The sequence below is a fragment of the Polaribacter aquimarinus genome (genome assembly GCF_003129485.1).
GTDB classification, from domain to species: Bacteria; Bacteroidota; Bacteroidia; order Flavobacteriales; family Flavobacteriaceae; genus Polaribacter; species Polaribacter aquimarinus.
This window is the reverse complement of record NZ_QFFG01000003.1, coordinates 350,287-374,169: the sequence shown is the minus strand read 5'-3', so window position 1 is coordinate 374,169 and position 23,883 is coordinate 350,287. Positions and strand designations below refer to the sequence as shown.

At 30.9% G+C, this 23,883-nt stretch carries 26 protein-coding genes and 1 tRNA gene; 16 read left to right on the top strand and 11 right to left on the bottom strand.

Annotated features, from left to right (window positions below; translation table 11 throughout):
* Position 1 precedes the first annotated feature (1 nt).
* Positions 2 to 658 carry a TetR family transcriptional regulator C-terminal domain-containing protein gene (locus DIS07_RS08860; RefSeq protein ID WP_109404879.1) on the bottom strand — a complete coding sequence of 219 codons (657 nt, stop codon included), beginning with the start codon at positions 656 to 658 and terminating at the stop codon, positions 2 to 4.
* Positions 659 to 810: 152 nt separating this feature from the next.
* Here DIS07_RS08860 and DIS07_RS08855 point away from each other — a divergent pair, with 152 nt between their 5' ends.
* Positions 811 to 1,905 carry a formylglycine-generating enzyme family protein gene (locus DIS07_RS08855; protein ID WP_109404878.1) on the top strand — a complete coding sequence of 365 codons (1,095 nt, stop codon included), beginning with the start codon at positions 811 to 813 and terminating at the stop codon, positions 1,903 to 1,905.
* A 53-nt stretch (positions 1,906 to 1,958) separates the two neighbouring features.
* Here the strand turns inward: DIS07_RS08855 and DIS07_RS08850 are convergent.
* A tRNA-Pro gene (locus DIS07_RS08850) sits at positions 1,959 to 2,033 on the bottom strand.
* A gap of 137 nt (positions 2,034 to 2,170) precedes the next feature.
* Here DIS07_RS08850 and DIS07_RS08845 point away from each other — a divergent pair.
* The 6 genes from DIS07_RS08845 to DIS07_RS08820 all read left to right on the top strand — a co-directional run bounded on the left by DIS07_RS08845 (position 2,171) and on the right by DIS07_RS08820 (position 7,701).
* Positions 2,171 to 3,253: a PQQ-dependent sugar dehydrogenase gene (locus tag DIS07_RS08845; RefSeq protein WP_109404877.1), complete on the top strand. Its 1,083-nt coding sequence runs from the start codon at positions 2,171 to 2,173 to the stop codon at positions 3,251 to 3,253.
* A gap of 126 nt (positions 3,254 to 3,379) precedes the next feature.
* Entirely contained in the window at positions 3,380 to 4,327 is a 948-nt protein-coding gene (gene trxB, locus DIS07_RS08840) for a thioredoxin-disulfide reductase (protein WP_109404876.1), read from the top strand.
* Positions 4,328 to 4,481: 154 nt separating this feature from the next.
* Positions 4,482 to 5,033 (top strand): RNA polymerase sigma factor, encoded by a 552-nt coding sequence (locus tag DIS07_RS08835; RefSeq protein ID WP_109404875.1) that lies wholly within the window; start codon positions 4,482 to 4,484, stop codon positions 5,031 to 5,033.
* Between the two features lies 1 nt (position 5,034).
* The gene (locus tag DIS07_RS08830) at positions 5,035 to 5,823 is read left to right on the top strand and encodes a HEAT repeat domain-containing protein (RefSeq protein ID WP_109404874.1); all 789 of its coding nucleotides are present in this window, start codon (positions 5,035 to 5,037) and stop codon (positions 5,821 to 5,823) included.
* 110 nt (positions 5,824 to 5,933) lie between these two features.
* A complete protein-coding gene (locus DIS07_RS08825) occupies positions 5,934 to 6,848 on the top strand; it encodes a DUF4097 family beta strand repeat-containing protein (RefSeq protein ID WP_109404873.1) in 915 nt (304 codons plus the stop codon).
* Positions 6,849 to 6,873: 25 nt separating this feature from the next.
* The gene (locus DIS07_RS08820; RefSeq protein ID WP_181374572.1) at positions 6,874 to 7,701 is read left to right on the top strand and encodes a DUF4097 family beta strand repeat-containing protein; all 828 of its coding nucleotides are present in this window, start codon (positions 6,874 to 6,876) and stop codon (positions 7,699 to 7,701) included.
* Positions 7,702 to 7,773: 72 nt separating this feature from the next.
* Here DIS07_RS08820 and DIS07_RS08815 read toward each other — a convergent pair whose 3' ends face one another.
* From DIS07_RS08815 to DIS07_RS08795, 5 genes are all read right to left on the bottom strand, one after another.
* Positions 7,774 to 8,673, bottom strand: a complete 900-nt coding sequence (locus DIS07_RS08815) for a septum formation inhibitor Maf (protein ID WP_317045908.1) — start codon at positions 8,671 to 8,673, stop codon at positions 7,774 to 7,776.
* A gap of 251 nt (positions 8,674 to 8,924) precedes the next feature.
* Entirely contained in the window at positions 8,925 to 10,721 is a 1,797-nt protein-coding gene (locus DIS07_RS08810) for an acyl-CoA dehydrogenase family protein (protein WP_109404870.1), read from the bottom strand.
* A 26-nt stretch (positions 10,722 to 10,747) separates the two neighbouring features.
* The gene (locus tag DIS07_RS08805) at positions 10,748 to 11,938 is read right to left on the bottom strand and encodes an acetyl-CoA C-acyltransferase (protein WP_109404869.1); all 1,191 of its coding nucleotides are present in this window, start codon (positions 11,936 to 11,938) and stop codon (positions 10,748 to 10,750) included.
* 84 nt (positions 11,939 to 12,022) lie between these two features.
* A complete protein-coding gene (locus tag DIS07_RS08800) occupies positions 12,023 to 14,425 on the bottom strand; it encodes a 3-hydroxyacyl-CoA dehydrogenase/enoyl-CoA hydratase family protein (protein ID WP_109404868.1) in 2,403 nt (800 codons plus the stop codon).
* 13 nt (positions 14,426 to 14,438) lie between these two features.
* Positions 14,439 to 14,897, bottom strand: coding sequence for a MarR family winged helix-turn-helix transcriptional regulator (locus tag DIS07_RS08795; RefSeq protein ID WP_109404867.1), 459 nt, complete (start codon positions 14,895 to 14,897; stop codon positions 14,439 to 14,441).
* A 180-nt stretch (positions 14,898 to 15,077) separates the two neighbouring features.
* Here DIS07_RS08795 and DIS07_RS08790 point away from each other — a divergent pair, with 180 nt between their 5' ends.
* The 8 genes from DIS07_RS08790 (at position 15,078) to DIS07_RS08755 (ending at position 21,059) form a co-directional block, all read left to right on the top strand.
* Positions 15,078 to 16,007 carry an ABC transporter ATP-binding protein gene (locus DIS07_RS08790; protein WP_109404866.1) on the top strand — a complete coding sequence of 310 codons (930 nt, stop codon included), beginning with the start codon at positions 15,078 to 15,080 and terminating at the stop codon, positions 16,005 to 16,007.
* A 3-nt stretch (positions 16,008 to 16,010) separates the two neighbouring features.
* Entirely contained in the window at positions 16,011 to 17,336 is a 1,326-nt protein-coding gene (locus DIS07_RS08785) for an ABC transporter permease (protein ID WP_109404865.1), read from the top strand.
* A 3-nt stretch (positions 17,337 to 17,339) separates the two neighbouring features.
* Entirely contained in the window at positions 17,340 to 18,161 is an 822-nt protein-coding gene (locus DIS07_RS08780) for a mechanosensitive ion channel family protein (RefSeq protein ID WP_109404864.1), read from the top strand.
* Between the two features lie 10 nt (positions 18,162 to 18,171).
* Positions 18,172 to 19,335, top strand: coding sequence for a sigma-54-dependent transcriptional regulator (locus DIS07_RS08775; protein WP_109404863.1), 1,164 nt, complete (start codon positions 18,172 to 18,174; stop codon positions 19,333 to 19,335).
* A gap of 1 nt (position 19,336) precedes the next feature.
* The gene (locus DIS07_RS08770) at positions 19,337 to 19,678 is read left to right on the top strand and encodes a VOC family protein (RefSeq protein WP_109404862.1); all 342 of its coding nucleotides are present in this window, start codon (positions 19,337 to 19,339) and stop codon (positions 19,676 to 19,678) included.
* A 143-nt stretch (positions 19,679 to 19,821) separates the two neighbouring features.
* The gene (locus DIS07_RS08765; RefSeq protein ID WP_109404861.1) at positions 19,822 to 20,463 is read left to right on the top strand and encodes a peroxiredoxin; all 642 of its coding nucleotides are present in this window, start codon (positions 19,822 to 19,824) and stop codon (positions 20,461 to 20,463) included.
* 27 nt (positions 20,464 to 20,490) lie between these two features.
* On the top strand, positions 20,491 to 20,799 hold the full coding sequence (locus DIS07_RS08760; RefSeq protein ID WP_109404860.1) for a thioredoxin family protein: 309 nt from the start codon (positions 20,491 to 20,493) through the stop codon (positions 20,797 to 20,799).
* A gap of 2 nt (positions 20,800 to 20,801) precedes the next feature.
* Positions 20,802 to 21,059, top strand: coding sequence for a DUF6952 family protein (locus tag DIS07_RS08755; protein WP_109404859.1), 258 nt, complete (start codon positions 20,802 to 20,804; stop codon positions 21,057 to 21,059).
* A 54-nt stretch (positions 21,060 to 21,113) separates the two neighbouring features.
* Here DIS07_RS08755 and DIS07_RS08750 read toward each other — a convergent pair whose 3' ends face one another.
* Both DIS07_RS08750 and DIS07_RS15095 read right to left on the bottom strand, forming a co-directional pair.
* Complete coding sequence (locus DIS07_RS08750; RefSeq protein WP_109404858.1) at positions 21,114 to 21,614, bottom strand: cupin domain-containing protein; 501 nt, start codon at positions 21,612 to 21,614, stop codon at positions 21,114 to 21,116.
* Between the two features lie 18 nt (positions 21,615 to 21,632).
* Complete coding sequence (locus tag DIS07_RS15095) at positions 21,633 to 21,797, bottom strand: hypothetical protein (RefSeq protein ID WP_181374571.1); 165 nt, start codon at positions 21,795 to 21,797, stop codon at positions 21,633 to 21,635.
* Between the two features lie 107 nt (positions 21,798 to 21,904).
* On the opposite strand from DIS07_RS15095, the gene DIS07_RS08745 reads away from it, so the two are divergent.
* Positions 21,905 to 22,312 (top strand): DUF2721 domain-containing protein, encoded by a 408-nt coding sequence (locus DIS07_RS08745; RefSeq protein WP_109404857.1) that lies wholly within the window; start codon positions 21,905 to 21,907, stop codon positions 22,310 to 22,312.
* Positions 22,313 to 22,319: 7 nt separating this feature from the next.
* On the opposite strand, the gene DIS07_RS08740 is transcribed toward DIS07_RS08745, so the two are convergent.
* Both DIS07_RS08740 and DIS07_RS08735 read right to left on the bottom strand, forming a co-directional pair.
* A complete protein-coding gene (locus DIS07_RS08740) occupies positions 22,320 to 23,093 on the bottom strand; it encodes an NYN domain-containing protein (protein WP_109404856.1) in 774 nt (257 codons plus the stop codon).
* Positions 23,094 to 23,301: 208 nt separating this feature from the next.
* Complete coding sequence (locus DIS07_RS08735) at positions 23,302 to 23,826, bottom strand: nuclear transport factor 2 family protein (protein WP_146190720.1); 525 nt, start codon at positions 23,824 to 23,826, stop codon at positions 23,302 to 23,304.
* Between the last annotated feature and the right edge of the window lie 57 nt (positions 23,827 to 23,883).

Below are 23,883 nucleotides of genomic sequence, written 5' to 3'. Positions count from 1 at the left end.
TTTAGTTAAAATTAACTTTCTCTTTTAAAATAAATTTTCCAAAATCAATAATACTTTTTAGAGGTTTAATATCCATTAAATCAAAACGTGCATTAATTGATTTTTCAATAAAAATATCCGTTTTTTCAAAAGAAGGAGAAACATCATCTAACCAAAATTTCATTGTGATTAAAAGATGCATCCAAGAAGATTCTTTAATAGATGTGTTCTGTACTTTCTCTAATGTTTCTTGTTTTAATTCGATTCTTTCAATATTTAAATCCTCTACAAATTGAGTATAGTTTCTTCTTAAGGATTGTAAAGATTTTAATTTTTTAAGATCTTTTTTTACACTCTCTAAAGCATAGACTACATAACTTCTGTTTGCTGTTAAGATTTCAAAAAAAGTAAAATAAAAACTTAATAATTTATTTCTAGCATCATAGTTTTGGTAATCATCACTTTTTTGCAAAACTTGTATGGTATGATGAAAAAATTCAGAGAAAATAGCTTCTTCTAATACTTCAAAAGAACCATAGAATTGGTAAAAGCCAGATTCTTCAAAATTATTTTCTTTAGCAAAACTATATACTGATTTTGGTTGATGATTGTTATCTAAAACAAATTCCATATACCACGAAATTAAGTTGTCTTTGGTGATGTTTTTCTTGCGAGCCATTTGATTAAAAATTTTATGCAAAGATAATAATGTTTAATGTATATTAAATTTTGTTAAACAATAATGTTTTGTTAAAAATCAAGATGATTTTTAATGAAATAAATTTATAACTCAAAGAATAATTATATTTGCTCGAAACTTAAATTTTAAATATGAATCTTAGGATTATTAAGATAGTGTCAAGTGTTTTTTTATGTTTATCAGCATTGATAATGAGTTGTGATAATAAGAAAGTTGAAAATAAAAATATAGTAGAGAAAAAAGTTATTATTTCTAAAGAAATCGAAACTCCAAAAGGAATGATTTGGGTTGAAAAGAAAACTTTTTTGATGGGTGCAAAAGAGGGTGATAAATATGCAATGTCTAGAGAAAAACCAGCACATAAGGTTGAAGTTGATGGATTTTTTATAGATGCTCATGAAGTAACGAATAAACAATTTAGAGAATTTGTAAACGCTACAAAATACATTACCGTGGCAGAAAGACCCATAGATTGGGAAGTTATAAAAAAAGATTTACCAGCTGGAACACCAAAACCTGCAGATTCTATCTTACAACCTGGAAGTTTAATTTTTAATAAACATGCAAAAGGAGTTGTTTCTATGGCAAATTATGGACAATGGTGGAAATGGCAATTAGGTGCAAATTGGAAACAGCCTGAAGGTCCAGGAAGTTCAATTGAAGGTAAAGATAATTACCCTGTAGTTCACGTTGCTCAAGAAGATGCATTGGCATATTGTAAATGGGCAAATAGAAGACTGCCAACTGAGGCTGAATGGGAGTCTGCTGCTCAAGGTAAATTTGAAGATAATATTTATTCTTGGGGAAATAAATATGAAGATTTGAATGAGAATGCCAATACTTGGCAAGGAACTTTTCCAACAGATAATAGAACAGAAGACCGTTTTGAGTATCTCTCTCCGATAAAATCCTATCCACCAAATAATATTGGTTTGTATGATATGGCTGGAAATGTTTGGGAAATGACAACAGATTTTTTTAACGTAAATTATTACCAAACTTTAGACCCAACAGTTGTACAAGTAAATCCAAAAGGAGCAGATAAATCATATACACCAAGTAATCCATATCAGACAGAATATGTAATAAAAGGTGGTTCTTTCTTATGTCATGAATCGTATTGTGCTAGTTTTAGGATTTCTGCTAAAATGGGAATGGAGCCTAACTCAAGTTCAGATCATATAGGGTTTAGGACTGTAGCAACCAAAGAAATGCTTAAAAAATAAACTTTTAAAAAAATAAAAACCTTGATAAATTTTTATCAAGGTTTTTATTTTTGTCGGGGTGGCAGGATTCGAACCTGCGACCTCCTCGTCCCAAACGAGGCGCGATGACCGGGCTACGCTACACCCCGAAAGTGCAAAAATTGTAGTGTAGTTTATCTCGATCGAAGTCGAGAGGCTACACCCCGAATTTAGTCATCAAATTTAGGACTGCAAAGATAGAATAATATTTATATATTGTATTGCTTTTATTACAAAATTTAATGAAATGAATCAAAAAATCTATCTCTCAATTCTTGTTGTTTTTTTAACGCTTTTTTCATTTTCTCAAAGTAAAGAATATGAAGTAGTTGTGCCTGATTTAATCAATCCTTGGGGATTTACATTTTTGCCAGATAACTCAATATTAATTACCGAAAAAGAAGGAAAACTAATTCTTTTTAAGAATAGAAAAAAAACTGAAATAAAGGGTTTGCCGAAAATCTATGTACGTGGACAAGGTGGGTTTATGGATGTTGAATTACATCCAAATTACAAAGAAAATGGTTGGATTTATTTTACATACGCTTCTCAAGATGGAGGAGGAAAAGGAGGTAATACAACTTTGATGAGAGCTAAAATAGATGATAATGCATTAATAGATAAAGAGATTTTGTATAAAGCAAATCCGAATTCTAAAAAAGGACAGCATTTTGGGTCAAGAATAGCTTTTGATAAAGAGAATCACGTTTATTTTAGTATTGGAGATAGAGGAAATAGAGATCAAAATCCTCAAGATATCACCAGAGATTGTGGGAAGATTTATCGTTTAAATGATGATGGTTCTATCCCAAAAGACAATCCATTTATCAATAATAAAGGAGCAAAAAAAGCAATTTATAGTTATGGACACAGAAATCCACAAGGAATGGAAATCAATCCGTTTACCAATGAAATTTGGGCTCACGAACACGGTCCAAGAGGTGGAGATGAAATCAATATTATTCAAAAAGGGAAAAACTATGGATGGCCAAAAGCAAGTTATGGCATCAATTATAGTGGAACCAAATTTACTGATAAAACTTCGATACCAGGAATGGAAAACCCTATTCATTATTGGACTCCATCCATAGCGCCAAGTGGGATGGCTTTTATCAGTAGTGATAAATATGGTAAATGGAAAGGAAATTTGTTGGTAGGTTCTTTAAAATTTCAATACGTGAGTAGATGCATCTTAAAAGGAAACAAAGTTTTTAAGGAAGTAAAATTGCTAAAAGATATTGGTAGAGTGCGTTCTATTGAGCAAGGTATGGATGGTTATATCTATGTTGGTGTAGAAAATTTAGGAATAGTTCGTTTACTTCCAAAATAATTTCATCTTACTAAAAAGGTATTCTTTTCCTTTATTTTTTGATTGTTAAAACTTATAAACATTATCGTAAATAAGTGTCAAAAAATAATATTTTTGCTATTCAAAAAATTACAGAAACGTAAAATTATGTCAGATACTATAGAAAAAATAAAATGCTTAATTATTGGTTCTGGACCAGCTGGTTATACAGCAGCAATTTATGCAGCCAGAGCAGATATGAAACCAATTATGTATACTGGAATGCAAATGGGAGGTCAATTAACCACAACTACAGAAGTTGATAATTTCCCTGGATATAAAGATGGAACTGATGGAACTGCAATGATGGAAGATTTAAAACATCAAGCAGAACGTTTTGGAACTGATGTGCGTTTTGGTTTGGTAACTTCTGTAGATTTAAGTGAAGAAATTGGTGGTATTCATAAAGTGATTGTTGATGAGTCTAAACAAATAGAAGCAGAAACCATTATTATTTGTACAGGTGCTACTGCAAAATATTTAGGAATAGAAAGCGAACAACGTTTAATTGGTGGAGGAGTTTCTGCTTGTGCAACTTGTGATGGTTTTTTCTACAAAGGACAAGATGTAGTTGTAGTTGGAGCAGGAGACACTGCTGCAGAAGAAGCTACCTATTTAGCCAATATTTGTAGTAAAGTTACCATGTTGGTTCGTAAAGATTATATGAGAGCTTCTAAAGCAATGCAACACAGAGTAAACAGAACTGAAAATATAGAAGTGTTATACAACACAGAAATAGATGAAGTTTTAGGTGGAAATGTTGTTGAAGGAGTAAGAGCAATCAATAATCAAACTAAAGAAACAACAGAAATTCCAGTTACAGGAGTTTTTATTGCAATTGGGCACAAACCAAATTCAGATTTATTTAAAGGTGTTTTAGATATGGATGAAACAGGGTATTTAATTACCAAAGGAAAATCTACTAAAACAAATTTACCTGGAGTTTTTGCAGCTGGTGATATTCAAGATAAAGAATACAGACAAGCAGTTACAGCAGCAGGTACAGGATGTATGGCAGCTCTTGATGCTGAACGTTATTTAGGTGCATTAGAGTAGCAGCGTAGTTGCTTTTATCATAAATAAAAAGAGATTTCAGAAATGGAATCTCTTTTTTGTTTTAAAACTTTTTTAAAAATAAAATTAACTAATTTGTAACGTTTTAAAAATAGAGCAGTATATCTGTTCAGAAAACCAACCAAACCCATAAAAGTTGAATACATTATCAGATAATGCATTGATGCTAAAAGTAAAAAAAGGTCAAAATCATAATTTGGGCTTATTATACGAACGTTACAAAAAACGATTATTTGGCTTCTTTTATAAAATGAATAAAGATGCTGGATTAAGTGAAGATTTGGTACAAAATGTTTTTGTTAGAGTTTTAAAATACAAGCACACATTTTCTGAAGAAAGTAAATTCATTACTTGGATTTTTCAAATTGCTAGAAATGAAATGTATGATGAATTTAAAAAGCAAAAGAAAAATCTGCATCAAGATATAGATGAAGTGAGTTATGCAATAACTGGAAATGATACTATTGATGAAAAAATTGAAGTTTTAGAAAATTCATCAACCTTAAAAAGAGCTTTGAACATGCTTTCATCAGAAAAAAAAGAAGTATTGATTTTAAGTAAATTTAAAGAACTGAAATATAAAGAAGTTGGTGAAATTGTAGGATGCACAGAAGGAAATGCAAGAATAAAAGTACATAGAGCCATTAACGAATTGAAAAGTATTTTTCTAACCTTAGAGAAACGATAATATGAAGCAAGAAGAATTTAAAATAGCAATGATCGATTATCTATCAGGTAATTTATCTGAAGATAAACAACAAGGATTTGAGCAATTATTGAAAGAAAATTCAGATTTGAATAAAGAATTTGCAGCTACCAAAGCATTTTGGAATGTTAACGAAGAATTTCCAGAGCCATCAACCAATATGGATATGAATTTTTATGCAATGCTAAAAGCTGAAGAAGAAAAGAGTCATCAAATTTCATTTATAGAGAAATTACAAAACTTCTTTTCAGGAAGATTGGTAAAACAATTTGCCTATTCTTTTGCCATTTTAACAGTCGGATTTTTTATTGGAAATCAATTGAATTCTAACACAAATCAATCACATGAAACTTTAAAAGTTGCGAAAGCAGAAACTGAAAATGTGCGCTCTCAATTAGTTTTGACATTGTTAGATCAACCTTCAGCTAATAAAAGACTACAAGCTGTAAATGAAGTGAATAAATTAAACGATGTTACAGAAACCATATTAAAAGCGTTGTTTTCAACTTTAAATAATGATGAGAATGTAAATGTGCGTTTATCAGCAATTGAAGCTTTAAAAAAGTACACACATATTCCATTAGTAAGAGAAGGTTTGGTAAAGTCAATTACATATCAAACATCACCAATGGTACAAATGGAATTGGCAGATTTAATGGTGATTTTGCAAGAAAAGAAAGCAGTAAAACCATTTAAAAAGTTAATAAAAAAAGAGGATGTAAATACATCTGCTAAAGAGAAAATGGAAGAAAGTATAAAAAGTATTATTTAATTCCATCTAAACATAAATTTTGATGTAACTGGCAAATCCTAGGTCGCTTTTTACAGAGATAAACAATAGTCATTTAATCTGTCTTTTGGCAGGCATCAAAACCCAGAATTATGAAATTTTTAAAATCAATAGTAATTATTACCCTTGTTTGTGGTGTTACAAATGTATTCGCACAGAGACATCAGAAGGATAAAAAATTAAAAATCACAGAAACTATAACTAAAGAATATCAATTTAATAGAGCATCTTCAGACAATATTTTAGTAGTTGATAATGTCTACGGATCTATAGATGTTGAAGGTTATAATGGTAAAACTATTCAAGTTAAGGTCGTAAAAACCATTTCTGCAGATTCACAAAAAGATTTGCAAAAAGGGAAGCAAGAAATCGGAATTAAATCTGCCAAAAAAGAGGATGCAGTTTATGTGTATTTAGATTCTCCTTACTCAAATTTCAATCTTAAAACGGGTCAGTTTGACCATAGAGAGTTTAGTTTTAATTACCGAAATAATTACAAACACAGAAGTAAACGTATGTACAAATATAGATTGGATTTTAAAATTAAAGTACCAAAAAATGCAAGTATAGATGTAAAAGCGGTGAATAACGGAAATATTACTGTAGAAAATGTTCACGGAAAATTATTGATTGTTCGCAATATTAATGGAGCAATTGATATGAAAAATGTTTCTGGGAAAACAGATGTAAATGCTTTGAATAAAGACATTAACATCATATATGCAAAAAATCCGACAGAAGAGAGTTTTTACAATTCGCTAAATGGAGACATCAAAATTAAATTTCAAGAAGATTTAAACGCTAGCATTAGTTATAAAACAATGAATGGAGATTTTTACACCAATTTTGACGTAACTAAAACCACACCAGTTTTAAAAAGTACCAAAGAGTATAAAAACAAAAAGACCAAATATAAAGTGGATTCTAACAGACATTTTAAAATAGGAAATGGAGATGTTCATTTGCATTTTAATCAATTGAATGGGGATGCAATCGTTAAAAAATAATCAAACAAAATTTAAAAATCATAAAATGAATTTCAAGAATATAAAAATCGCATTAGCTAGCATATTGTTTTTAGCAACAATAAGTTTCACAGCTCAAGAAACTGTTACAGTTCCGTTAAGTAATCCTACTAAACCAGGTTTGTTAAAAATGGGAATCATTAACGGATCTATAAAAATAATTGGAACTTCTGGTAAAGAAGTAGTGATTAAAGGAACTAAAAGAAAGGAAAGCGAGAGTCGTTACAAACAACATAGAAAGAGTAAATCGAATACAGATGGATTAAAAAGAATTTCTAACAACTCTTTAGAATTTTCTGCTGAAGAATATGATAATACTGTAAGGGTTAGAGGTTCTGTTCACGGAACAACAGATTTTGAAATTCAGGTACCTAAAAACTTTTCTTTAAAAATATCAACCATAAATCGTGGAGAAATTTATGTAGAAAATGTAAACGGAACAATGGATGTAAGTAATACTAATGGAAAAATAACTTTAAAAGACATTAGCGGTTCTGTAAGTGCAGACGCTTTAAACCGAAATATTGTTGTCAATTTTATTAAAGTTACCCCTAATGTTGCGATGGCGTTTAGCAGTTTAAACGGAGATATTGATATTACGTTTCCAAAGAATTTAAAAGCGGATATTAAAGTAAAATCGGATAGAGGTGAAATTTTTACTGATTTTGATTTAAAAACAAAACCTTCTTCAGCAAAAATTACCAAAGGCGATAACAGAAAAGGAAATGCTTACAATGTAAAAGTTGAAAAATGGATTACAGGCTCTATTAATGGTGGAGGACCAGAAATACTCTTTAAAAATTTTAATGGCGATGTAATTATTAGAGCGAAATAGTTTTTTAGAACAGAGAAGAAAGAAAATAAAAAAGAGATTACAAAGTGTAATCTCTTTTTTAACTAATTGTTTTTACAAGCCTAATTCCTTACGTTCTTCAATATCCGCAACTCCATTTTTACTCCAATATGCAGATTTTATAGTTTTTATTTTGGTGGCAGTTGTTGTTAATTTTTTTCCTCGACTATGGGTGGTTTCTTCCCAACCTTCTATTGAATAAGGAAATTCTTTGGTGAGTTTTAGAGTAATTTTTCTTTTCAATTCAGGATAATAGACAGAAAAATATTGGAAACCGCCTTTTTCAATCAGATTTGTTTCAGCATCATAAGCTTTTATTTCTTTATGATGTAATGCTAAATACTCCATTGATGGAATAACTTTATAACGCCCTTTTGTAATACTTTTTGGGTTAATTCGAAGTTGATTCCAAAAGTCATTTTCCAAAGGATGTTTCTTAAGAGTAAGTTTTTTATCAGCATTACTTTCAAAATAAGAATGAAAATCGATTTGAAAATTATTTTTGTTGTTCAATTGTACAAAAGTATTCCCACACCATTCTTGTGATGAAAAAGAAATTTTAATTGCTTTTTGATTCACATCAATAGGAGAGAAGGTACTTGTCATTAATGAATAAGGGTAAATTCCAGTAGTGAATTTTTTTGTACTATTTAATTTTAAAATGGGTATGTTTTTATCGTTTTTATAATCAGCTTTGACTTGCTTTTTTGGTAAAAAATCTTCCGTAACAAAAATAGTAACTGCAGTTCCTGTATGAATTTCTCCATATCTAACTTGCGATAATGTATAGGAAGTTATTTCTGCTTTTCCAGCATACCAATATTCATTAAACTTTGGATGTTTTTCTACTGATTTTGCAATTGTTTTAGTTGTAGTATTTTCTTTTTTAGTTTCAGGATTTGCACAAAACAATAGCAAAAAACTAAAAATAAGTGGAGTATAAATGTTGAACATTCGTTTCATTTTAACGTTTTAGAAGGCTCTAATTTACGACAAAAAGAACTCAATGTAAAGTTATTTAAAGCTATTAACATCTATTTAATATTAAAAAAGACCATCAAAAATGATGGTCTTTTTAAACAAACAACTAACTATAACCTAAAACTTGAAAAGTCTCAAATTAAATTTTTATACTTTTTTGATTGTCAGTTGAGTCTGAAGAAATTGTTAGCTTTCAACAAACTCAATTTGACATCAAGAGATCTTTAGAAGCAGTATTTATTTTCTGCTTTTACTTTTTCTGCGATTTCGTTTCTTAAATCAACAATGTCTGGGTAATTTGTATATTTAGTAAAACGCTTTAAGCCCATTAACATCATACGTTGCTCATCACCTTCAGCAAAAGAAATGATACTTTCTTTACCTTTCTCTTCTATAATATCTACTGCGTGATATAAATACAATTTAGACATTGCTATTTGAACAGATTGAGAGTCTTCACCAAAACGTTTAGCGTTTTTCTCTGTTCTTAAAATTGCTGATTCTGCCATATAAATTTCAATTAAAATATCTGCAGCTGCAATTAATAATTGTTGATGTTCTTCTATCTCAGGGCCGTATTTTTGTAATGCTGCACCAGCAACCATTAAAAAGGTCTTTTTTAGTTTAGAAATCATTACTTTTTCTTCTGAAAATAATTCAGAAAAATCAGGAGTTTCAAAAGAAGGAATTCCCATTAAGCTATTGGCAACTTCTGTAGCAGGTCCTAATAAATCTACGTGACCTTTCATTGCTTTTTTAATTAACATACCCACAGAAAGCATTCTGTTAATTTCATTAGTTCCTTCGTAAATACGAGCAATTCTTGCATCTCTCCAAGCAGATTCCATAGGAGTTTCTTCAGAGAATCCCATTCCTCCAAAAATCTGAATTCCTTCATCAGCACAATTTTGTACATCTTCAGAAACCGCAACTTTTAAAATGGAACATTCTATTGCATACTCTTCAACACCTTTTAATTCTGCTTCTTGATGAGAGTTTCCTGCTTCTTGTCTTAATGCAATTCTATCTTCAATGTTTTTTGATGCTCTATACGTTGCAGATTCACCTACATAAGCACTTGTAGCCATTTCTGCTAACTTTACTTTAATGGCTCCAAAATCTGCAATAGGAGTTTTAAATTGTTTACGTTCAGTAGCATATTGAACAGCAGAATTTATGATTCTACGTTGCGAATCTAAACAAGCACCCGCTAACTTAATACGCCCAACATTTAAGGCATTCATTGCAATTTTAAAACCTTCTCCACGTCCTGCTAACATATTTTCTGCAGGAACAACAGTATCATTAAAAAATACTTGTCTTGTAGAGGAAGCTCTAATACCTAATTTGTGTTCTTCTTCTCCTAATGTAATTCCATTTGGATTTTCTTTATCGTATTCAACAATAAAACCAGTTATATTTTTATCATTTTCAATACGAGCAAAAACAATCATTAAACGACAAAAACCTGCGTTAGAAATCCACATTTTTTGACCGTTAATTTTATATGATTTTCCATCTTCAGAGATTTCAGCAGTAGTTTTACCAGAATTTGCATCAGATCCAGCACCTGGTTCAGTTAAACAATAAGCGCCAAACCATTCTCCAGTAGCTAATTTTGGCACGTATTTTTGTTTTTGTTCTTCTGTTCCGTATAAAGTAATTGGCATTGTTCCAATTCCTGTATGTGCACCAAAAGCTGTACTAAAAGAACCTGTTCCACTAGAAATGTAATCACAAGTTAAAAGTGTAGAAACAAATCCCATTCCTAATCCTCCATATTCTTCTGGTACAGCAACTCCTAAGAAACCTAATTCTCCAGCTTTACGCATTACTTCTTCTGTTAATGCATAATCTTTTGCTTCAAAACGAGCTTTATGAGGAATGATTTCTCTATCATTAAATTCCATCACAGCTTCTTTCATCATTTGTTGCTCCTCAGTAAAATCTTCAGGAGTAAAAACGTCTTCACAGTTTGTTTCTTTTACAAGAAATTGACCACCTCTTAATAATTCTGCCATTTTTTGTTTGTTTTAATTTTTTGTTATTAATTAAGGAATTCAAATATACCAGCAGCACCTTGTCCTGTTCCAACACACATTGTTACCATTCCGTATTTACCTTTCATTTCTCTTTTTCGCATTTCATCAAATAATTGCACAGATAATTTAGCTCCTGTACAACCTAAAGGATGACCTAATGCAATGGCTCCACCATTTACATTAACAATTTCTTGATTTAAGTCTAATTCACGCATTACTGCTAAAGACTGAGATGCAAAAGCTTCATTCAATTCAATTAATTCAATATCATTTTGTTGTAAACCTGCTTGTTTTAATGCTTTTGGTATTGCAGCTACAGGTCCAATTCCCATAATTCTAGGTTCTACTCCAGCTGCTGCATAATTTACAACTCTTGCTATAGGTTTTAGATTTAGTTCTTTCACCATTTCTTCGCTCATCACCATTACAAAAGCGGCACCATCACTCATTTGTGATGAATTACCAGCAGTAACACTTCCGCCAGCTGCAAAAACAGCTCTTAATTTATTTAAAACAGCAGTTGAAGTTCCAGCTCTAGGTCCTTCATCTTTTGTTACTGTATATTTTTTAGTTTGCTTTTTTCCGTTAGCATCTAAATAAGTTTGTTCAACTTCAATAGGAGCAATTTGGTCTTGAAAACGATTTTCTGCCTGTGCTCTTAGCGCTTTAACGTGAGAATTATAAGCAAATTCATCTTGATCTTCTCTAGAAATTTTAAATTGATTTGCAACAGCTTCTGCTGTATTTCCCATTCCCCAATAATAATCTGCGTGACCAGATTTTATGGTGTCGTAATTCAATTCTGGTTTAAAACCTGTCATTGGTACAGAACTCATACTTTCTGCACCTCCTGCAATAATACAATCTGCCATTCCTGATTGAATTTTAGCTGCTGCCATTGCAATAGTTTCTAATCCTGAAGAACAAAAACGATTAACAGTTACCCCAGGAACATCCACAGAATTTAATCCGATTAAAGAAATAAAACGTGCCATATTCAATCCTTGAGAACCTTCTGGCATTGCATTTCCTACAATTACATCATCTATACGTTTTACGTCTAAATTTGGTAATTCTTTCATCATATGTTGAATGGTTTCTGCACCCAACTCGTCTGCACGCTTAAAACGGAAAACACCTTTTGGAGCTTTACCTACTGCAGTTCTGTATGCTTTTACTATATATGCTGTTTTCATATTATTTAGTTTTTAGTGATTAGTTTTTAATTGTTAGTTAGCGTTACTAAACACTCATAACTAACAACTAATAACTCGCAATTTTTAATTGCGTAATGGTTTTCCAGTTTTTAACATATGTTGAATTCTCTCTAGCGTTTTACGCTCTGTACACAGTGATAAAAACGCTTCTCTTTCTATGTCTAATAAATACTGTTCTGATACCAAAGTAGGTTCAGATAAATCTCCACCTGCCATTACATAAGCTAACTTATTGGCTATTTTTTGATCGTGTTCTGATATGTATTTTGAGTGCTCCATAGAATCTGTTCCTACTAAGAACATTCCTAAAGCTTGTTTCCCTAATACCTTAACATCTTTTCGTTTAGGAGGCTGAGTATAACCGCTTTCTGCCATTAGTTTTGCATGTGCTTTTGCAGTGGCAATTTGTCTGTCTTTATTTACAACTACAACATCTTTACCTTTTTGCATTAAACCTAAATCGAATGCTTCATATGCAGAAGTAGATACTTTTGCCATACCAATAGTTAAGAAGTTTTCTTGTAAAATGTTCAGCTCAACATCACCTTTATTAAAAGAATCTGAAGCTCTTAAAGCCATTTCTTTAGAACCACCACCACCAGGAATTACACCAACTCCAAACTCAACTAATCCCATATAAGTTTCAGCTGCAGCAACTACTTTGTCTGCGTGTAAAGAAATTTCGCAACCACCACCTAAAGCCATTCCGTGAGGAGCAGAAATAGTTGGAATTGATGAATAACGCATACGCATCATTGTATCTTGGAAATATTTGATAGCATAATTCAATTCATCATATTCTTGCTCTACAGCCATCATAAAAATCATACCAATATTTGCTCCAACAGAGAAATTAGCAGCCTGATTACCAACGACAAGTCCTTGGTAATCTTTCTCAGCTAAATCTATAGCTTTATTAATGCCTGCTAACACATCGCCCCCGATTGTATTCATTTTAGATTGGAATTCTACATTTAAAATTCCATCTCCTATATCTTCGATTACAACACCAGAGTTTTTCCAAACTTCGTTTGATTTTCTAATATTGTCCAAGATGATAAATGCATCTTGACCCGGTTTTTTAGTTTGAGTTTTAGAAGGAATGTCATAAAAATAAGTAGCGCCTTCTTTTACTGAATAAAAAGTTTTAGAACCAGAAGCTAACATTTCTGTTACCCAAGTTGCAGGTTCATTACCTTCTGATTTCATTAACTCTATTCCTTTTTCTACACCTACTGCATCCCAAATTTCGAAAGGTCCATTTTCCCAACCGAAACCAGCTTTCATTGCATCATCAATCTTATACAATTCGTCAGAAATTTCGGGAATTCTATTTTGCACATAGGCAAACATTGCCACAAAGTTTTTTCTATAAAACTCTCCAGCTTTATCTTTTCCGCCAACTAAAACTTTAAATCTATCAATTGGTTTGTCAATGGTTTTTGTCAATTCTAAAGTGGCAAATTTTGCGCGTTTTTTAGAACGATATTCCATCGTGTCTAAATCTAATGTTAGAATTTCTTTCTTACCATCAATTACTGCTTTTTTGTAAAAACCTTGTCCTGTTTTACTCCCTAACCATTTGTTTTCCATCATAGTATTGATGAAATCCGGTAATTTGAATAATTCCTGCGCTTCATCATTAGGACAGTTTTCATAAATTCCGTTAGCAACGTGTACCAAGGTATCTAATCCCACTACATCCACAGTTCTAAAGGTAGCCGATTTTGGACGACCTATTACAGGTCCTGTTAATTTATCAACTTCTTCAACTGTTAATCCTAATTCTTTTACTTGATGAAATAAAGATTGAATTCCGAAAATTCCAATTCTATTTCCTATAAATGCTGGCGTATCTTTTGCTAAAACCGATGTTTTGCCTAAGAATTTTTCTCCATACATCATTAAGAAATCGGTAACTTCTTGTTTACAATTTGGTCCAGGAACTACTTCAAATAACTTTAAATATCTTGGCGGATTAAAAAAGTGCGTTACCGCAAAATGTTGTTGAAAATCTTCGCTTCTACCTTCATTCATAAATTTGATAGGAATTCCAGAAGTATTCGAAGAAATAATAGTACCAGGAGTTCTGTATTTCTCTAATTTTTCAAAAACGATTTTTTTGATATCCAATCTTTCAACTACAACCTCCATAATCCAATCTACATCAGCTACTTTTGCAATATCATCTTCTAAATTACCAGTGGTAATTCTGTTTGCAAATTTCTGATTATATATAGGAGAAGGTTTGGATTTTAGGGAAGTTGTTAGGGCATCATTTACCAAACGATTGCGCACAACTTTGTCTTCGAGCGTTAATCCTTTGGCTTTTTCTTTGTCGTTTAATTCTCTTGGAACAATGTCCAATAAAAGAACTTCAACACCAATATTTGCGAAATGACACGCAATACCACTTCCCATAATTCCAGAGCCAACTATTGCTACTTTTTTAATTCTTCTTGCCATTAGTTAAATTGTTTTATACTGCTTTATTACTGATTTCGTCATAGATTTCTCTATCAGCAATTAATTTGTTAATTGTATGGGTAACATTAAAAAAACCTATTAAGTCTTCTTTAGAAACCTGGTTTCTAACTGTTTCGTTAAACTGAATAACGTGTCCACGAGAAATTTTACGCATCTCTCTACCATAATCAGTTAGTTTTATGATCACACTTCTTCCATCTTCAGGATTTTTTTCTCTACAAATCGCGCCTTTTTCTTCCATAGTTTTTAAAATTCTAGAAAGACTTGTAGGTTCCATTCCCATTAAAGGCCCTAATGCTGTAGAAGGTGTTCCTTTAGTTTTATCAATATTTAATAAAACAAAAGCTGTTGCCATTGTGCTATTATGGTGTGCAGCCTGTTCATTATACATTTTTGCAACCGCTTGCCACGTTGCTCTTAATTGATGGTCTATTGATTCATTTTTTTCCATTGTGCCAAATATATATAAAATATATTATGCACGCATAGTAAATTGAAAAAAAGTTATGCATGCATAGTAAATTTTAACAAAAATTTTATTGTAACGTTTTAAAAGTTTGAGATACTAATACCTATAAAATATGTAAGTTTGTAACTACTGATAGCTTTCATAAAAAATCAACAACAATCAATGGAGAATTTATTAGAAATTAATAATGTTGTAAAAAAATACGGAGATTTTACAGCATTAAATGATGTTTCACTGCATATTCCTAAAGGAAGTGTTTTTGGATTGCTCGGTCCAAATGGAGCAGGGAAAACATCTTTAATTAGAATTATCAACCAAATTACAATGCCAGATTCGGGTTCTATTATTTTAGATGGTGAAGCTTTGGCGCCACATCATACTGCCGAAATTGGCTACTTGCCAGAAGAGAGAGGTCTTTATAAATCTATGAAAGTGGGTGAGCAGGCTTTGTATTTAGCACAACTAAAAGGATTGTCTAAATCTGAAGCAAAAAAACGACTAAAATATTGGTTCGAAAAATTTGATATTTCTGCTTGGTGGGGAAAGAAAATTGAAGAGCTTTCTAAAGGAATGGCGCAAAAAGTTCAGTTTATTGTTACGGTAATGCACAACCCTAAATTGTTAATTTTTGATGAACCTTTTTCTGGATTCGACCCCATAAACGCACAATTAATTGCCAAAGAAATATTACAATTAAGAGATGAAGGCGCAACTATTATTTTTTCAACTCATAGAATGGAGTCTGTAGAAGAAATGTGCGATGAAATTGCGCTGATTGATAAATCGAACAAAATTTTAGACGGAAAGTTAGATGATATCAAGCGTGAGTTTAGAACGCATACTTTTCAGGTAGGATTAAACACAAGCAATCCAAAAGAAGTAGAAAGTACTTTACAAAGTAACTTTGAAGTATTTCCTGCGGATTTTAAATTGTTAGGAAATGAGTTGACTTTAAATGTGAAGTTAAATAAAACAGATTCAGCTAACGATTTGTTATCCTTTTTAACGAGCAGAGGAGAAGTACAACATTTTGTAGAACTGATACCAAGTGCTAACGATATTTTTATTCAAGCTGTAAATAAAAACAATTAAGAAATGAGCAAGTTAAAACTAATTATACAGAGAGAGTTTATTGCAAAGGTTCGTAATAAATCGTTTATAGTGATGACTTTTTTAAGTCCGCTTATTATGGTAGGAATGGGTTTCTTAGTGTATTTTCTGATGCAGAAAAACGATGAGAAAGTCAAAAAGATAGTATATGTAGACAATTCTGGTTTGTTTTCTAAGGATGATTTTAAAGATACCAAAACTATTCATTATACAGATTACACGGCATTAGGAATAGAAGAAACCAAGAAAAAAGTAGAAGCAGGTAATTATTATGGTGCCTTAATTATTCCTAAAAAAGATAGTTTAGAAATTTTAGCAAAATCTATTGAGTTTTATTCCAAAGATTCTCCTGGAATGTCTGTGATGAATTCTATAGAGAACAAAATAGAACGTAAACTAAGAAATGAAAAATTAAACAATTTCGGAATTGATATTGATAAAATTAATGCATCAAGAATTCAGTCTGATATTAAGATGTATAATTTTTCTGGCGAAGAATCATCAAAATTAATCAACGGATTAAAAATCGGTGTTGGTGCCATTGCAGGTTACTTTTTAATGATGTTTGTAATGATTTACGGAACATCTGTAATGCGAAGTGTTATCGAAGAAAAAACAAGTAGAATTATAGAGGTAATTGTGTCCTCAGTAAAACCATTCCAACTTATGTTAGGTAAAATTATTGGGAATGCCTCTGCAGGTTTACTGCAATTTTTTATTTGGGGAGTTATTCTCTTTATTGTAATGACAGTTGCTTCGTCTGTTTTTGGGGTTGATGTTGTAGAAATGCAATCTTCTAGAGTTCCTGCCGAACAATTTGAAATGGCAAAACAAGCTACAGGTGGTAGTAAAGGTCAATTGATTCTACAAGAAATTTTACGATTACCCATCTTAAAAATGTTTGTCTTATTTATATTTTACTTTTTAGGAGGCTATATGTTGTATAGTTCTTTATTTGCTGCAGTTGGTGCTGCTGTAGATAATGAAACGGATACGCAACAGTTTATGTTGCCAATTATGTTACCTTTAATTTTGGGAGTTTATGTTGGTTTTGCTACGGTAATTAACGATCCTCACGGATCTATTGCAGTGTTGTTTTCTCATATTCCATTTACCAGTCCAATTGTAATGTTAATGCGAGTACCCTTTGGAGTTTCTTGGTATGAATTGGCCATTTCTATGGCATTATTATTAGTTACCTTTGTGTTTATGGTTTGGTTAGCAGCCAAAATTTATAGAGTAGGAATTTTAATGTATGGGAAAAAACCAACCTATAAAGATTTATACAAATGGCTAAAATATAAAGGCTAAAAGATGAATAAATTTAAAGAGTTTTTAAACTTTTCTTTCGAAATTACTGATAAAATTCACTTAGATGTAAAAACAGTAATCTTTATCATATTTGTAATTGTCATTACAAGTATGCTTTTAAAATTGATTCGAAAATTGGTCAATAGAAGGCTTGATGAAGATGATAAAGGCAAGTTCAAAGCTATTTTTACATTTCTTCAATATTTTGTGTATGTCATCGTTTTAATCATTGCTTTAGAATCATCAGGAATAGAAGTAGGCGTTTTATTAGCGGGTTCTGCTGCATTATTAGTTGGTATTGGTTTAGGATTGCAAACTTTATTTCAAGATATTATTTCCGGAATTTTTATTCTGTTGGATAAAACACTTACGGTAAATGATATTGTAGAGGTTGATGAAAAAGTTGGCAAGATTATTGAGATTAGATTAAGAACAACAAGGGCATTAACAATTGATGATAAAGTTTTAATCATTCCTAATCATAAATTTTTAACGCAAAGTTTATTCAATTGGACTCAAAATGGAGTGCAAACCACAGAAGGAGTTGAAGTTGGAGTAGCCTATGGTTCTGATGTAGAGTTGGTCAGAAAAATTTTGGTTGATGTCGCCAAAGCGCATCCAAAAATTTTAAAATCACCAGAACCGAAAGTTTTGTTTACCGATTTTGGTGATAGTGCGTTGCAGTTTAAGTTACTGTTTAACATCAATAACAGTTATACACACCTGCAAATAAAGAGTGATCTGCGTTTTGAAATTGATAAAAAATTTAGAGAAAATAATGTTACAATTCCATTTCCTCAGAGAGATGTTCACCTTATAAAATAAGAAAAAGAGTATGTCAAAAATATTAGTTATAGAAGATGAAGCTGCAATTAGAAGAGTCTTAACAAAAATTATTTCAGAAGAAAATGATGCCTACAAAGTTGAAGAAGCTGAAGATGGTTTGTTAGGCATAGAAATGATAAAGAAAAATGACTATGATTTGGTTTTGTGCGATATTAAAATGCCTAAAATGGATGGTGTCGAGGTTCTAGAAAAGGCAAAGAAAATAAAACCAGAAGTACCTATTGTAATGATTTCTGGTCACGGAGATTTAGATACAGCAGTAAATACAATGCGTTTAGGGGCTTTCGATTATATTTCTAAACCACCAGATTTAAATCGTCTATTAAATACGGTAAGAAATGCTTTAGAGAAAAAAGTATTGGTGGTAGAAAACAAACGATTAAAGAAAAAAGTTAGTAAAAGCTACCAAATGATTGGTGAGAGTGATGCCATTACTCACATTAAAGAAATCATAGAAAAAGTGGCAGCAACCGATGCCCGAGTTTTAATTACTGGACCAAATGGAACAGGAAAAGAATTAGTTGCCCATTGGTTACACGAAAAATCAGACAGAGTAAAAGCGCCAATGATTGAAGTGAATTGTGCTGCAATTCCATCAGAATTGATAGAAAGTGAATTATTTGGACACGTAAAAGGTTCTTTTACAGGCGCAAACAAAGACAGAGCAGGTAAATTTGAAGCGGCAAATGGAGGAACTATTTTCTTAGATGAAATTGGTGATATGAGTTTGTCTGCTCAAGCTAAAGTTTTACGTGCTTTACAAGAAAATAGAATTTCTAGAGTAGGTTCAGATAAGGATATAAAAGTAAATGTTAGAGTAGTAGCAGCAACCAATAAGAACTTAAAAGAAGAAATTGCTGAAGGACGTTTTAGAGAGGACTTGTATCATAGATTAGCAGTGATTTTAATTAAAGTTCCTGCTTTGAATGATAGGAGAGAAGACATTCCTTTATTAGTAGATTTCTTTGCGAATAAAATATCTGAAGAACAAGGAACACCTAAAAAAGAATTTTCATCAGAAGCCATAAAATTATTGCAGGAATATGATTGGACTGGGAATATCAGAGAGTTAAGAAATGTAGTAGAACGTTTAATTATCTTAGGAGAAAAAGAAGTTTCTGCTAATGATATTAAGCTTTTTGCAAGTAAATAAGATGAAGGATAATACAATTAATTACATTGAGTTTAAGTCACTAAATATAGAAGAAACAAAAGCATTTTATACGAAAGCTTTTTCTTGGAAGTTTACCGATTACGGACCCCATTATGTAGCTTTTTCTGAAAGTGGATTGGAAGGAGGTTTTGAGTATACCACAAAACCAATAATAAACGGAGCTTTAGTGGTTTTATATGCAAAAGATTTAAAGATTATTCAAGAAGTAATAATCTCTTTAGGAGGAAAAATTTCTAAAAAAGCATTTGAATTCCCAGGTGGAAAACGCTTTCACTTTTTAGATCCTTCAGGTAATGAATTAGCAATTTGGTCTGATAAATAAGAAATAACTATTCGTTTAGTATTTTACTATAAGAAAAGTTGATGCAAACATAAAAAGTTCGCATCAACTTTTTTATTTAAATTTCATATCATTTCTATCTTTGTAAAACAAAAAACAAATATTAATTACAAAAAAATAAAAAAATGGCAACAGCAGTTGGTAAAAAATTTCCAGATTTAAATGTAGACGCAATGAATGAAATGGGTGATACATTTAAAGTAAATGTACTAGAAGAAGCGGTTAATAATAAAAAGAAGGTTTTGTTATTTTGGTATCCAAAAGACTTTACATTTGTTTGTCCAACAGAATTACACGCTTTTCAAGCAGCTCTAGGAGAATTTGAAAAAAGAAACACAATTGTAATTGGTGCTTCTTGTGATACTCCTGAAGTACATTTTGCTTGGTTAAGCACTTCTAAAGATAATGGAGGAATTGAAGGCGTAACGTACCCTATTTTAGCAGATTCTAACAGAAATTTATCATCAATTTTAGGGATTTTAGACATCACTAATGAAACTTATGATGAAGCTACAGGAACAGTTCAAGTAGAAGGTGATAATGTAACTTATAGAGCTACTTATATCATAGATGAAGATGGTGTTGTGCAACATGAAAGTATAAATAACATGCCTTTAGGTAGAAATGTTGGCGAGTATTTACGTTTAGTAGACGCTTTAACGCACGTACAAGAAAAAGGTGAGGTTTGTCCAGCAAACTGGGAAGAAGGAAAAGACGCAATGTCTCCTAATGCGAAAGGAACTGCAGAATATTTAGCTTCTCACTAAGAATTAACTATAAATTCATAATTAATTATGGTACAAGAATTAAGTCAAGATAATTTGGCAAATATTGTTTCTGAAAATAAAAAAGTAGTGGTACAATATGCTGCAACTTGGTGTGGAAACTGTAGAATTATGAAGCCAAAATTCAAGAAATTATCAACTGAAAATGAAGATATGGTTTTTGTAATTGCGGATGCTGAAAAATTTCCTGAAAGTAGAAAGTTAGCAGATGTAAGTAATTTACCAACTTTTGCCACATTTGTGGACGGTAAATTTGTAAATCAAACACAAACCAACAAGTTTGATGTGTTAAAAGACTTGGTAAACGAAGTTATTTAATTATGAAATTACCAGTAATAAAACACTTAACTAATTTTATCGAAGAAAACGATCAAGATTATGTGTTAGAAACTATAGAAACTCTTGAGGCTTTAACAGAAGTTTCATCATTAAAGGATGAAGAATTAGATGTTATAGGAGAGTTAATTTCTAATCTATATGGTGCAGTTGAAGTAGATAAAATGATTAAAGAAGGCACACCCAAAAAAGAGGCATTAAATGCTTTTATGAAAAGAGTTTTAGGTTCTATTGATACCTAGAATATAAATTTGATTGATTTTATAATCCCGAGTTTAGACTTGGGATTTTTTTGTTTAATGATGTGTTAGTTGACCGATAATTTTTGAATGTTGTGGAAATTCATTTAATAACTCTTTACGAGAGGGTAGCACAAAATCTCTAAAATCGAATCCAGGAGAAACTGTACAACCAACAAAAGCATACGAGGTTGTTTTTATAACTTCTGCAGCAAAATAATAGTGGGCAGGAACAGTAAACTGGAAAACTTCACCCTTTTTAAAACCATCACCAATAATAACAAAAGTATATTCTCCTTCAGGAGAAAGTAAATGTATTTTTAGTGGGCTTCCTTTGTAAAAATGCCAAATTTCATCTTGATTGATTTTATGAAAAGCAGAAAATTTTTCTGAAGTCAATAAGAAATAAATACTTGTACAGTAATTTCTATTCCCTTCAAAGTATTCTGCTAAATTCTCTTCTAAAATAAATCCTTTGCTACGATAAACCTCTCTAAAATATCCACCTTCTGGGTGTTCTTGTAAATTAAAATGATTAATTATTTCTGTTGCATCCATTTTTATAACTTGTTGAATTTATAAATTTTCCTTTCTTTTCAGTTCATTAGCTTTTTTAATAATTGCTTTTAGATGTTCTTTATTGCGTTTTTTTTCTAACTTTACTTTGTTAATTTTTTGATTCATCAACTTAGTATGTTTAGCTTTATTAACTGTATTTTTTGCTTTTCCTTTTTTGGGCATAAATGTTTTATTTAAGCTTCCAACGAAGTTATCTTTTTTTGCATATTGAAACAAACTTTTTTTATCAGTGTTTATTTCTTTCTTATTGATTAGTTTTGTAATCTATTATGGAAGCACTTACTTTAACAACACCGGCACTTTTATTCTCTGCTATATCTTTAATAATGTTAGCTTATACCAATAGATTTTTGGCATATTCTTCAGTTATCAGAAATTTACATGATAAGTATTTAGAAAGAAAAGAAGATTCATTAATAAGGCAAATTAAGAATTTAAAGTTACGCTTAAACTTAACACGTTATATGCAAATACTTGGAATAACAAGTTTACTTTTTTGTGTGCTGACCATGTTTTTAATTTATATTCATCAACAAGCTCTTGCTATTTGGATTTTTGGTACTGCGTTAATTTTATTAATTCTTTCGTTAGGTTTATTAATTAGAGAAATACAAATATCATCTCAAGCTTTACAGCATCATATCGCAGATATTGAAGAACATTTAGAGAATAAGTAGCCTTTTTTTAGCGTTTTTTAGGTTTTCTAATACGTTTTTCTTTATTTTTTACAAAGATTAATTTGTGTCTACTTTTCGTGTTTTCTCTTTGTTCTAAATCAAAACTTCCTATAGATTTAATTAAAGGTGTTAATTTTTCAAATCCATAATTTCTTGAATCAAAATTTGGGCGTTTTTTTTGTAATAAGCTACCAACATCACCTAGAAAAGCCCATCCATCTTCATCAGAAAGATCAGAAATTGTGGTTGAAATTAAATGAATTTCTCTTTGGGTAATTTTATCAACGTTCGATTTATTAGATTCTTTGGTATCCTCATCATCATTATCGTCTTTCTTTTCTGTTTGTTTTTTCAATACTTCTATGTAAACAAATTTATCACAAGCAACTATAAAGGGGTTTGGTGTTTTCTTTTCGCCAATACCAATAACTTGCATTCCTGCTTCTCTTAACCTAGTTGCTAATCTTGTAAAGTCGCTGTCACTAGAAACCAAACAAAAACCGTTTACTTTTCCACTATAAAGAATATCCATAGCATCAATAATCATTGCAGAATCTGTGGCATTTTTGCCAGTAGTATATCCATATTGTTGAATAGGAGTAATGGCATTTTCTAATAATAGATTTTTCCATTTGGTAAGATTTGGTTTGGTCCAATCTCCATAGATTCGCTTAATAGTAGGGTTGCCATATTTTGCAATTTCCTCCATCATTTCTTTTACGTGTGCAGATGGTATATTGTCTCCGTCAATAAGAACGGCTAAATTTATATTTGTATTCATATTTTGAGCATTGTATAATGCATTTTTTAAATTTCTTACAAGTTAGTGTAAGTCATCTGTATTTCATATGAAGTTATCAGAAATATTTTAAGAAACAAGTTAAACTAAAAAGTAAGCGTCGTTTTTTGCAAAACGACGACTTACCAAGTAAACTAATAAAACCAAGTATTAGTAACTATTATTAGAGTTAGCTATTCTAATAAAATTTTTATTTAGAGTAAGGTTTATGATTGTAACTCAATACTCTTTTTAATTTCCAATTTTTATTTTCTAGAATCCAAAGATGCGTAAAATCTGCAATTCCTACAGTTTTAAAAATTCCATTTGTTTTTTGTAGAAAAGTATGCTTTCCTTTTTGGATGGCTCCATATATGGTTCCGTTATCTTTTAGTTGATGGACTTCTAGAGAATTACTTACCAAGTTTCTTTTATTAATTCCAGGTTTTGCACAAATGTTGTTTCTTATAGCTTTAAAAAACTCTTCTCTATTTTGTTTTCCTCCAACATCATGATAAAATTCAAAGTCTTTAGCTATTATAGAATCTAACTTTTCTAACTCACATAAATTAAAAGTTTTTTCAAAAATAATACTGTCTTTAATTTTTAATGTTTTGTATAAATCTGAGTTTTTATCAATTTGGGCATTCAAAACAAAATTGTAAAATAACATTGCTAAAAACAATAGTATTTTTAAAACAAAAGAGTTTTTAAAGGGTTCTAAAAAAGAATTCATAAATGGTATGTTAGTGCTTTGGGTTGATTGTTTTTTGAAATCTTGAGGTTGATAATA

What these genes read in the sequence shown, in the direction of transcription:
- DIS07_RS08860 (WP_109404879.1), bottom strand. Translation starts at nt 658, where the DNA reads ATGGCTCGCAAGAAAAACATCACCAAAGACAACTTAATTTCGTGGTAT.
- DIS07_RS08855 (WP_109404878.1), top strand. Translation starts at nt 811, where the DNA reads ATGAATCTTAGGATTATTAAGATAGTGTCAAGTGTTTTTTTATGTTTA.
- DIS07_RS08845 (WP_109404877.1), top strand. Translation starts at nt 2,171, where the DNA reads ATGAATCAAAAAATCTATCTCTCAATTCTTGTTGTTTTTTTAACGCTT.
- trxB (WP_109404876.1), top strand. Translation starts at nt 3,380, where the DNA reads ATGTCAGATACTATAGAAAAAATAAAATGCTTAATTATTGGTTCTGGA.
- DIS07_RS08830 (WP_109404874.1), top strand. Translation starts at nt 5,035, where the DNA reads ATGAAGCAAGAAGAATTTAAAATAGCAATGATCGATTATCTATCAGGT.
- DIS07_RS08825 (WP_109404873.1), top strand. Translation starts at nt 5,934, where the DNA reads ATGAAATTTTTAAAATCAATAGTAATTATTACCCTTGTTTGTGGTGTT.
- DIS07_RS08820 (WP_181374572.1), top strand. Translation starts at nt 6,874, where the DNA reads ATGAATTTCAAGAATATAAAAATCGCATTAGCTAGCATATTGTTTTTA.
- DIS07_RS08815 (WP_317045908.1), bottom strand. Translation starts at nt 8,673, where the DNA reads ATGTTCAACATTTATACTCCACTTATTTTTAGTTTTTTGCTATTGTTT.
- DIS07_RS08810 (WP_109404870.1), bottom strand. Translation starts at nt 10,721, where the DNA reads ATGGCAGAATTATTAAGAGGTGGTCAATTTCTTGTAAAAGAAACAAAC.
- DIS07_RS08805 (WP_109404869.1), bottom strand. Translation starts at nt 11,938, where the DNA reads ATGAAAACAGCATATATAGTAAAAGCATACAGAACTGCAGTAGGTAAA.
- DIS07_RS08800 (WP_109404868.1), bottom strand. Translation starts at nt 14,425, where the DNA reads ATGGCAAGAAGAATTAAAAAAGTAGCAATAGTTGGCTCTGGAATTATG.
- DIS07_RS08795 (WP_109404867.1), bottom strand. Translation starts at nt 14,897, where the DNA reads ATGGAAAAAAATGAATCAATAGACCATCAATTAAGAGCAACGTGGCAA.
- DIS07_RS08790 (WP_109404866.1), top strand. Translation starts at nt 15,078, where the DNA reads ATGGAGAATTTATTAGAAATTAATAATGTTGTAAAAAAATACGGAGAT.
- DIS07_RS08785 (WP_109404865.1), top strand. Translation starts at nt 16,011, where the DNA reads ATGAGCAAGTTAAAACTAATTATACAGAGAGAGTTTATTGCAAAGGTT.
- DIS07_RS08780 (WP_109404864.1), top strand. Translation starts at nt 17,340, where the DNA reads ATGAATAAATTTAAAGAGTTTTTAAACTTTTCTTTCGAAATTACTGAT.
- DIS07_RS08775 (WP_109404863.1), top strand. Translation starts at nt 18,172, where the DNA reads ATGTCAAAAATATTAGTTATAGAAGATGAAGCTGCAATTAGAAGAGTC.
- DIS07_RS08770 (WP_109404862.1), top strand. Translation starts at nt 19,337, where the DNA reads ATGAAGGATAATACAATTAATTACATTGAGTTTAAGTCACTAAATATA.
- DIS07_RS08765 (WP_109404861.1), top strand. Translation starts at nt 19,822, where the DNA reads ATGGCAACAGCAGTTGGTAAAAAATTTCCAGATTTAAATGTAGACGCA.
- DIS07_RS08760 (WP_109404860.1), top strand. Translation starts at nt 20,491, where the DNA reads ATGGTACAAGAATTAAGTCAAGATAATTTGGCAAATATTGTTTCTGAA.
- DIS07_RS08755 (WP_109404859.1), top strand. Translation starts at nt 20,802, where the DNA reads ATGAAATTACCAGTAATAAAACACTTAACTAATTTTATCGAAGAAAAC.
- DIS07_RS08750 (WP_109404858.1), bottom strand. Translation starts at nt 21,614, where the DNA reads ATGGATGCAACAGAAATAATTAATCATTTTAATTTACAAGAACACCCA.
- DIS07_RS15095 (WP_181374571.1), bottom strand. Translation starts at nt 21,797, where the DNA reads ATGCCCAAAAAAGGAAAAGCAAAAAATACAGTTAATAAAGCTAAACAT.
- DIS07_RS08745 (WP_109404857.1), top strand. Translation starts at nt 21,905, where the DNA reads ATGGAAGCACTTACTTTAACAACACCGGCACTTTTATTCTCTGCTATA.
- DIS07_RS08740 (WP_109404856.1), bottom strand. Translation starts at nt 23,093, where the DNA reads ATGAATACAAATATAAATTTAGCCGTTCTTATTGACGGAGACAATATA.
- DIS07_RS08735 (WP_146190720.1), bottom strand. Translation starts at nt 23,826, where the DNA reads ATGAATTCTTTTTTAGAACCCTTTAAAAACTCTTTTGTTTTAAAAATA.